This is a genomic window from Photorhabdus sp. RM71S (genome assembly GCF_042879355.1).
GTDB lineage: Bacteria > Pseudomonadota > Gammaproteobacteria > Enterobacterales > Enterobacteriaceae > Photorhabdus > Photorhabdus kayaii.
The window spans coordinates 1-8780 of the sequence record NZ_JBHFKV010000089.1 but is presented as its reverse complement, the minus strand read 5'-3'; the positions used below and the strand labels follow the sequence as shown (position 1 = coordinate 8780).

The 8780-nt window shown below is 43.5% G+C and carries 10 protein-coding genes and 1 pseudogene; 7 read left to right on the top strand and 4 right to left on the bottom strand.

Annotation, left to right across the window (positions count from 1 at the left end):
* A pseudogene (locus tag ACGF5R_RS23040) lies at positions 1–95 on the top strand (IS982 family transposase); the annotation flags it as partial.
* Between the two features lie 123 nt (positions 96–218).
* On the opposite strand, the gene ACGF5R_RS23035 reads toward ACGF5R_RS23040, so the two are convergent.
* Positions 219–881, bottom strand: coding sequence for an HAD family hydrolase (locus tag ACGF5R_RS23035; RefSeq protein ID WP_387692910.1), 663 nt, complete (start codon positions 879–881; stop codon positions 219–221).
* Positions 882–1030: 149 nt separating this feature from the next.
* On the opposite strand from ACGF5R_RS23035, the gene nudC reads away from it, so the two are divergent.
* The 6 genes from nudC to ACGF5R_RS23005 all read left to right on the top strand — a co-directional run bounded on the left by nudC (position 1031) and on the right by ACGF5R_RS23005 (position 5482).
* On the top strand, positions 1031–1798 hold the full coding sequence (gene nudC / locus ACGF5R_RS23030) for an NAD(+) diphosphatase (protein ID WP_112879228.1): 768 nt from the start codon (positions 1031–1033) through the stop codon (positions 1796–1798).
* A 110-nt stretch (positions 1799–1908) separates the two neighbouring features.
* On the top strand, positions 1909–2973 hold the full coding sequence (hemE, locus tag ACGF5R_RS23025; RefSeq protein WP_387692908.1) for a uroporphyrinogen decarboxylase: 1065 nt from the start codon (positions 1909–1911) through the stop codon (positions 2971–2973).
* Between the two features lie 4 nt (positions 2974–2977).
* The gene (gene nfi / locus ACGF5R_RS23020) at positions 2978–3646 is read left to right on the top strand and encodes a deoxyribonuclease V (protein WP_112879208.1); all 669 of its coding nucleotides are present in this window, start codon (positions 2978–2980) and stop codon (positions 3644–3646) included.
* 76 nt (positions 3647–3722) lie between these two features.
* Complete coding sequence (locus tag ACGF5R_RS23015; protein WP_112896639.1) at positions 3723–4313, top strand: YjaG family protein; 591 nt, start codon at positions 3723–3725, stop codon at positions 4311–4313.
* 186 nt (positions 4314–4499) lie between these two features.
* A complete protein-coding gene (gene hupA / locus ACGF5R_RS23010; protein WP_012776594.1) occupies positions 4500–4772 on the top strand; it encodes a nucleoid-associated protein HU-alpha in 273 nt (90 codons plus the stop codon).
* Positions 4773–4840: 68 nt separating this feature from the next.
* A complete protein-coding gene (locus tag ACGF5R_RS23005; RefSeq protein ID WP_112879206.1) occupies positions 4841–5482 on the top strand; it encodes a DUF1481 domain-containing protein in 642 nt (213 codons plus the stop codon).
* 18 nt (positions 5483–5500) lie between these two features.
* Here the strand turns inward: ACGF5R_RS23005 and purD are convergent, their stop codons facing one another.
* The 3 genes from purD to ACGF5R_RS22990 form a co-directional block, all read right to left on the bottom strand.
* A complete protein-coding gene (purD, locus tag ACGF5R_RS23000) occupies positions 5501–6784 on the bottom strand; it encodes a phosphoribosylamine--glycine ligase (protein WP_262981398.1) in 1284 nt (427 codons plus the stop codon).
* Between the two features lie 21 nt (positions 6785–6805).
* The gene (gene purH / locus ACGF5R_RS22995) at positions 6806–8395 is read right to left on the bottom strand and encodes a bifunctional phosphoribosylaminoimidazolecarboxamide formyltransferase/IMP cyclohydrolase (protein ID WP_387692906.1); all 1590 of its coding nucleotides are present in this window, start codon (positions 8393–8395) and stop codon (positions 6806–6808) included.
* Positions 8396–8432: 37 nt separating this feature from the next.
* Positions 8433–8780, bottom strand: a 348-nt coding sequence (locus tag ACGF5R_RS22990) for a hypothetical protein (RefSeq protein ID WP_387692904.1), incomplete at its 5' end; no start/stop codon positions are given.

Sequence of the window (8780 nt, the reverse complement as noted above, 5' to 3'; positions counted from 1 at the left end):
CCGTTTTAGGCGGTTTGATTGCTTATTGCCTTAAATGGAAGAAGCCATCACTGAAAGTTTTCTATTCGGAAGACGATTTTTCAGTGACGGCTTAAACAGAATTCGGGTTAATTAATATAATACGGCAAAATAGCTTACGCTAGGCACTCCGACAAGAAAGTAAACAGTAGTATAGATGGGATTATGGAAACCATAAACCCATTACTAATTGAAAGTATTTACAGTGACCAAGTTAATTGTTGCCAGCCATGTTGTTGTGCTTGGGCTTTTAAACGGGTGTCGGCATTAACCGTAATGACTTCGTCGGCAAACTGACACATTGGTAGATCATTAATTGAATCACTGTAAAAACGAATAATTTCAGGATAATTATTTTGTTGTTCCAGCCACTGTTTTATCCGTTTTACTTTACCTTCCCGAAAAGTCGCAATACCGTCTATTTGGCCGGTATAACAGCCATTTTCCACCACCATATCAATGCCCAGAGCAGTGTGAATACCTAATTCGATGGCAATCTTTTTCACAATAAAAGAGACTGTGGCTGAGATGATAATAACTGGGACTTGCTGCTGTTGATACTCAGTAATAAGAGCTTTGGCTTGCGGATAAAATCGAGGTTTGATTTTTTCGTTAATAAATTCAGTCAGCCAAAGATCAACTTGTTCTTGTGGAATTTGATGCAGTGTTTGTAGGCTAAATGCCAGATAACCACTCATATCCAATGAGCCTGCGCTGTAATCAGCCATCATTTTTTTATCTGCCTCGATAAAACTTGGATCAGTAATGATGCCTTTTTCCCATAAGAATTCTGTCCATATAGCGCTGGAATCACCGGAAATTAAGGTGTCATCCAGATCAAACACTACAAGCAGTTGTGGCATGATGTTGTGTTCCTCAAGTCAAAGCACATTGATAACTGAGAATAATGCTTGTAATGCTGTGTAGTGACCAATAGCAATAAAAGCATGTTTTTCTGACTAGAAAGCGTATGATTTATACAGATATTAATCGTAATTATGATGTCATGATGATGCAACAACAAATTACAGGAACAGAACGTGGCTGGTGGATTATCAGCTATGAAAATCGTATTTGGCTCCCGGAAGGGGAATTACCTTTTGGAATTGCTGTCCAATGGTCATTGCAAGGAAAAATAGCCTTGCCTATTGGTGAGTGGCAGGGCGAAAAAGTTTGGCTTATCCGTCAGAAAATGGCTTCAAATATGGTTTCTTTACGGCAAATTGTTGCAAGTGATCGTGGCTTGTTTCAATTAGCTGGCCGGGGAGTGCAATTGGCAGAGTTTTATCGCTCTCATCAATATTGTGGTTATTGCGGTAGTGAAATGCACCATAGTGTCAGTGAATGGGCTTGCTTGTGTCATCACTGCCATGAACGTTATTATCCGCAGATTGCACCTTGTATTATCGTCGGTATTCGTCGGGATGATTATATTTTGCTGGCTCAACATCAGCGTCATCGTAGAGGCATATATACAGTCCTTGCGGGATTTGTTGAAGTCGGTGAAACACTTGAAGAAGCGGTAGCCCGCGAAGTGATGGAAGAGAGTAATATTAAAATTCGCAACTTACGTTATGTGGCTTCTCAACCGTGGCCTTTCCCTCATTCATTGATGATGGCATTTCTGGCTGATTATGACAGTGGTGAGATCCGTCATGATCCGAAAGAGCTGATTAGTGCAGATTGGTATCATTATGATCAACTGCCATTGATTCCACCACATAATACTATTGCCCGCCGGTTGATTGAAGATACGGTTGTTCTATGCCGAAATACGTGATGTACAGTTTGGCGCAATTCAACGGGAGAGATTTACCTATCATGTTACAATGACGTTCAATCATTGTAGTCAGATTATGTTGCGGCCAATAAATATAGATGGAGCCTGTCATGAATGCGCTGAAAAACGATCGTTATTTGCGAGCTTTATTACGCCAATCCGTTGATGTTACCCCTGTTTGGATGATGCGCCAGGCTGGCCGCTATTTACCTGAGTATCAGGCTACTCGTGCTAAAGCCGGTGATTTTATTGCTTTGTGTAAAAACACTGAGCTCGCTTGTGAAGTCACTTTACAACCTTTGCAGCGTTATCCACTGGATGCGGCAATTCTCTTCTCTGATATTCTCACTATTCCTGATGCTATGGGACTGGGGCTCTATTTTGAAGCAGGTGAAGGCCCGCGTTTTAAATCTCCTGTTTCCAGCCGTGCTGATGTGGAAAAACTGTCGGTGCCTGATCCGGAAATGGAGTTGGGTTATGTGATGGATGCAGTACGCGCGATTCGTAAAGCGCTGGCGGGTCAGGTTCCTTTGATTGGCTTTTCCGGTAGTCCGTGGACACTGGCGACTTATATGGTGGAAGGTGGCAGTAGTAAGGCATTCACTAAAATCAAAAAAATGATGTATGCCGAACCTGTTGTAATGCATCTGTTGCTGGATAAGCTAGCAGACAGCGTTATTCTTTATCTCAATGCTCAGATTAAAGCTGGCGCTCAGTCTGTGATGGTTTTTGATACTTGGGGTGGGGTACTGACCGGGAGAGATTATCGGGAGTTTTCCTTGCATTATATGCACAAAATTGTTGATGGCCTGATCCGTGAAAATGAAGGTCGTCGTGTGCCAGTGACACTGTTTACTAAAGGTGGTGGGCAATGGCTGGAAGCAATGGCTGAAACCGGTTGTGATGCGCTTGGTTTGGACTGGACGACAGATATTGCCGATGCGCGCCGTCGTATAGGGAATAAAGTCGCTTTGCAGGGTAACATGGACCCATCCATGTTATACGCCTCTCCAGAGCGGATTGAGCAGGAAGTTTCGACAATTTTGCAAGGTTTTGGGACGGGTTCTGGTCATGTCTTTAACCTTGGTCATGGTATCCATCAGGATATACTGCCGGAACACGCGGGGGTATTTGTCGAAGCGGTACATAAACTTTCAGCTAAATATCATCAGTAAAAATATGATTAATACGAAAGCATTACGTCAGGAACAAATAGCAAAGGCTCAACAGGTTATCTGTTATGATGATTTTTCCCCACCTAAATTGATTGCGGGTGCTGATGTGGGCTTCGAACGGCAGGGAACAATTACCCGTGCCGCGATAGCGGTTCTTTCTTATCCTGCTCTTGAACTGGTGGAATATCAGATAGCTCGAATTGAAACTACGCTGCCTTATATTCCCGGTTTACTCTCTTTCCGTGAATATCCTGCATTAATGGCTGCTTGGCAGTTGTTGAAATACAAACCTGATCTAGTAATGGTGGACGGTCATGGCATCGCTCATCCACGTCGTTTAGGTGTTGCTAGCCATTTTGGTTTATTAGCTAATGTGCCTACAATTGGTGTGGCAAAACGTCGTTTATGTGGTGAAAGTGAACCATTGGGGGAACAGCCCGGCAGTTGCCAACCTTTGCTTGATAAAGAGGAGCAGATTGGTTGGGTATGGAGAAGTAAAAAACGTTGTAATCCGTTGTATATTTCTACCGGACACAGAATCAGCCTTGATAGCGCATTGCTATGGGTGGAATGTTGTATGAAAGGTTATCGCTTGCCTGAAACAACCCGTTGGGCAGATGGTATAGCCTCAAATAGGCTGTTTTTTGAACAAATGATACAGAAAAATCCTTAAATTCGGTGTAAGCGTGTGGATATTCTTGAATTTCAGGTAAACTGCGGAGCAAATTGTGCATAATGAGTAAAAACTAATGTTACGAAACCCGATACATTTACGGCTGGAAAAACTTGAAAGCTGGCAGCATCTGACCTTTATGGCAAGTCTATGCGAACGGATGTATCCAAATTACCAGATGTTCTGTTGCCAGACGGCGTTTGCAGAACCTGCTCTTTACCGCCGTATTCTGGATTTGGTGTGGGAAATATTAGTTGTAAAAGATGCCAAGGTGAATTTTGATAATCAGTTGGAAAAGTTGGAACAAGTTATTCCCTCAGCGGATGATTACGATATTTACGGTGTGTACCCGGCAATTGATGCATGTATTGCATTAGGGGAAATTATTCACTCCCGTCTGAGTGGTGAAACATTGGAGCATGCAATTGCAGTGAGTGAAATTTCAATCCGCACTGTTGCTATGCTTGAAATGACTCAGGCCGGAAAAGAGATGACCGATGAAGAACTAAAAATATTACCTGCTATTGCACAAGAGTGGGACATCCAATGGGAAATTTATCGCTTATTGGTTAGCTGCGAAGAGCGGGATATTGAGTTGATTAAAGGATTGAAAGCTGACCTCCGGGAATCAGGAACGAGCAACATTGGTATAAATTTAACGCAGTAAAGTGAAAAAAAGTGATTTAATGCTTTAAATGCCATGTTCAAAGGCTTCACTTTTGCCCCCACTCTGTTCTACATTTGGGGGGTGAAAAGAAGTGGCTATCGGTGCGTGTATGCAGGGGTGCTGTCATTCGGCATATCCGTCGCACTCGATGCTTTGCAAACGATAAACACACTGTAAGGATAATCTATGAATAAGACTGAATTAGTTGATGCAATCGCAGAAAGCACAGACCTGACTAAAGCTCAGGCAAAAGCTGCTCTGGAATCAACTTTGAATGCAATCACCGAATCCCTGAAAGCGGGCGATTCAGTACAACTGGTAGGTTTTGGTACTTTCAAAGTTAACCACCGTGCAGAACGTACTGGTCGTAACCCACAAACCGGTAAAGAAATTACAATCGCGGCTGCAAACGTACCTGCTTTCTCTGCTGGTAAGGCTCTGAAAGACGCAGTTAAATAATTTCATTGCAAAAAAGAAAAAATAGAAGGGGTATTATTTATCCCCTTTTGTTGGTTCGTCAGGGGCTGATGACACTAGGATTCGTCTTCGCGCTCAGCGCCTGTACCAATCAACCTAAAGAACCTTCTTTCAGCGCAAGTGGATTCATTGCCGATGATGGTGTTGTCCGCTTGTGGCGTCTCAACGATCAGAACAGTAAACCTCAGGTGCTGATGAGTGTTTACAGCCCCTACCGTAATGACAATACCATCGTGACTTTTTATGAATATAAGCAGGGAGATTTGCGCCAAATTCGTCGTGAAATTTTGAATGATAAAAATCCACTATCTGAACAACTTCGTTTGAATAAATCCGGTGATGTGATTTTTATGCAAAAGCAGTCGAAAACGCGACGAGAGCCACTTTCCAGCGATGATATTGTTCGTATGCAGTTTAATGCTAAACGGACGCTTGAATTAAGTGATGCGTTGAGAGTGGGAAATGTGCGTTTGGTGCAAGGGCACTGGAATAACGGTAAAGTCACTACCTGTGCAGGTGAAACGATTTCCCTTGAGTTTGAACCTTACGCGAGGTCATGGCTTGAACAGCGTGAAAAAAGTAGTTACGGCCAATTAACCATTGCTTGGTTGGAAGCGCCTGCTGGCCGCGAATTACTGTTGGTAGCCAATAATGACTTTTGTCGTTGGGAACCGACGAAGGACAGCCTCTGACCCTCGTCAGTTTTATGATTACTTCAATCGGTTAATTGCCCGATAGCCGATATCCTTGCGGTAAAAACAGCTATTCCATTCAATCTTTTCTGCTTGTTGGTAAGCATTTTTCTGTGCATCTATAATGGTTTCTCCTAATGCTGTAACACACAGAACGCGTCCACCTGCGGTAATAACATCATTGCCTTTCATTGCTGTACCAGCGTGGAAAACCTTGCTACTTTCATTTTCTTGTTGGGGCAAACCATGAATAATATCCCCTTTGTAATAATCAGCAGGATACCCTCCGGCAGCGAGTACCACACCCAGAGCAGGGCGTTCATCCCAATCAGACGTTTTACCCGCAAGCTCTCCTTTTGCACCAGCTAGACAGAGTTCAACAAGATCAGAACGCATACGCATCATGATGGGTTGCGTTTCTGGATCACCAAAGCGGCAGTTAAATTCAATCACTTTTGGTTCGCCATTTTGGTTGATCATCAAGCCAGCATAAAGAAAACCAGTATAGATATGACCCTCAGCAGCCATACCGTTAACAGTAGGATAAATAATCTCTTCCATAATACGCTGGTGGATTTCATCAGTGACGACAGGAGCGGGAGAATAGGCTCCCATTCCGCCAGTATTTGGACCCGTGTCACCATCACCTATGCGTTTATGATCCTGACTGGTTGCCATCGGAATAACATTCTTACCGTCGACCATAACGATAAAGCTAGCTTCTTCACCTGTTAGAAACTCTTCAATAACAATACGATGGCCTGCATCACCAAACGCATTTCCGGCTAGCATATCTTTTATGGCGGATTGGGCTTCTTCCAGTGTCATCGCAACAATCACACCTTTACCCGCAGCCAGTCCGTCAGCTTTTATAACAATAGGAACGCCGACTTTATCCAGGTAGGTAAGAGCTGGTTCGATTGCTGTAAAATTCTGATAAGCCGCAGTTGGGATTTGATGACGTGCCAGAAAATCTTTGGTAAATGCTTTTGAGCCTTCTAATTGAGCGGCTGCCTGAGTTGGACCAAAAATAGTCAACCCGGCTTTTTGGAATGCATCGACAATACCTATCACCAATGGCGCTTCAGGGCCAACGATAGTCAGCCCAATATCATGGCTTTGTGCAAATACTAACAAGCCGTTGATATCTGTCGCTGGTATATCAATATTTTCGAGATTGCTTTCCAGAGCAGTTCCTGCATTTCCTGGAGCGACATAGACTTTATCAGCTAAAGGAGATTGAGCTGCTTTCCATGCCAGAGCATGTTCGCGTCCACCGCTACCAACAATTAAAATATTCATCAGATTAACTCCTGCTATTGATTAGTGGCGAAAATGGCGCATGCCGGTGAAAATCATAGCAATACCGTGTTCATCAGCCGCGGTAATCACTTCGTCGTCACGGATTGAACCGCCGGGTTGGATAATGCAACTCACGCCGACAGCCGCAGCGGCATCAATGCCGTCACGAAATGGGAAAAAGGCGTCAGATGCCATTGCGCATCCTTGAACTTTCAAGCCTTCATCGGCTGCTTTAATCCCAGCAATTTTTGCGGAATAGACACGGCTCATTTGGCCTGCGCCAATACCAATGGTCATATCATTTTTTGCGTAAACAATGGCATTGGATTTGACAAATTTAGCGACCTTCCAGCAGAACAGAGCATCTTTCATTTCTTGTTCGGTGGGATGACGTTTGGAAACCACACGTAGGTTAGTTACTGCAACCATACCAAGATCGCGATCTTGTACCAGTAGGCCACCATTAACTCGTTTAAAATCAAGGCCAGCAGCCCGGTCTTCCCATTTACCACATGTCAGAACGCGGACATTTTGCTTGGTAGCTAGCACCGGTAGTACATCTTTATTTACTGAGGGGGCAATAATTACCTCGACGAATTGGCGGTCGATAATGGCTTGTGCAGTTTTAATATCAAGTTCGCGGTTGAAAGCAATAATACCGCCGAAAGCGGAGGTTGGATCTGCTTTGAATGCGCTATCATAAGCTTCGTGGATATCTTTACCAATTGCTACACCGCATGGGTTAGCGTGCTTAACAATAACACATGCAGGTTCCACGAATTCCTTAACACATTCCAGCGCTGCATCGGTATCAGCAATGTTGTTATAGGAAAGAGCCTTACCTTGTAACTGAGTTGCAGTTGCAATGGATGATTCAGAAAGATTCTCTTCTATATAGAATGCAGCGTCCTGATGGCTGTTCTCACCGTAACGCATATCCTGCTTTTTAATGAAATTCAAATTCAGAGTACGAGGGAAACGTCCTGATGGTTGAGTCGTATCGCCATAATGAGGAGGAGCCAGCTTGCCAAAATAGTTAGCAATCATGCTGTCATAAGCAGCGGTGTGTTCAAAAGCCTTAATGGCTAAATCGAAGCGAGTTGATTGTGTTAATGACCCCTGATTGTTATCCATCTCTTCAATGATTTTTTCATAATCCTTACTATTTACCACAATCGCTACATCTTTATGGTTCTTAGCCGCAGAGCGAACCATAGTTGGACCACCAATATCAATGTTTTCAACGGCATCTGCCAAAGTACAATCTGATTTAGCTACGGTCTGAGCGAATGGATATAGATTCACAACCACCATATCGATCGGTGAGATTTGGTGTTGTGCCATGATTTCATCATCTTGTCCGCGGCGGCCAAGGATTCCAGCATGTACTTTAGGATGCAGCGTCTTAACTCGGCCATCCATCATTTCAGGAAAACCGGTGTAGTCTGAAACTTCAGTAACCTTTAGATCTGACTCAGAGAGTAAACGAGCTGTGCCACCAGTAGAAAGCAATTCGACACCGCGTTGAGATAAGGCTTTTGCAAATTCAACAACCCCTGATTTATCGGAAACGCTAAGCAGGGCACGATGGATTGGACGAAGCTGTTGCATTGATTTGATCCCTTGGATTTTGTAAGGCAGTAACATGTTATTGGGAAGAACCCACTATATCAGGACATAAAAAATGGGCACTGCAATAACATTTCAGTGTAGTCAGATAAAATCGCTTGATGATTTTAACCACCGAATTGTAACGAAAACGTTTGCGTGATGCTCGATAAATTTTCATCCAACTAGCCATATGTGGATAAATCTGTTGGTAAGTAGGTATAAAGTAGAGCTTTGCTGTGGAATTAATCAAACGATCAATTTTTTTCAAAATAATTATTGCCAGCGCCAAAGAACGCCCTATAATGCGCCACCACTGACCGACACAACGCTGATAAACATTGTGAGGTCGGGCAGAGAAAGCGGCAATAAGCGCTTGACTCTGCGG

Excerpts from the sequence above, each read along its gene's own strand:
- ACGF5R_RS23035 (WP_387692910.1), bottom strand. The coding sequence starts at position 881 with ATGCCACAACTGCTTGTAGTGTTTGATCTGGATGACACCTTAATTTCC.
- nudC (WP_112879228.1), top strand. The coding sequence starts at position 1,031 with ATGCAACAACAAATTACAGGAACAGAACGTGGCTGGTGGATTATCAGC.
- hemE (WP_387692908.1), top strand. The coding sequence starts at position 1,909 with ATGAATGCGCTGAAAAACGATCGTTATTTGCGAGCTTTATTACGCCAA.
- nfi (WP_112879208.1), top strand. The coding sequence starts at position 2,978 with ATGATTAATACGAAAGCATTACGTCAGGAACAAATAGCAAAGGCTCAA.
- ACGF5R_RS23015 (WP_112896639.1), top strand. The coding sequence starts at position 3,723 with ATGTTACGAAACCCGATACATTTACGGCTGGAAAAACTTGAAAGCTGG.
- hupA (WP_012776594.1), top strand. The coding sequence starts at position 4,500 with ATGAATAAGACTGAATTAGTTGATGCAATCGCAGAAAGCACAGACCTG.
- ACGF5R_RS23005 (WP_112879206.1), top strand. The coding sequence starts at position 4,841 with ATGACACTAGGATTCGTCTTCGCGCTCAGCGCCTGTACCAATCAACCT.
- purD (WP_262981398.1), bottom strand. The coding sequence starts at position 6,784 with ATGAATATTTTAATTGTTGGTAGCGGTGGACGCGAACATGCTCTGGCA.
- purH (WP_387692906.1), bottom strand. The coding sequence starts at position 8,395 with ATGCAACAGCTTCGTCCAATCCATCGTGCCCTGCTTAGCGTTTCCGAT.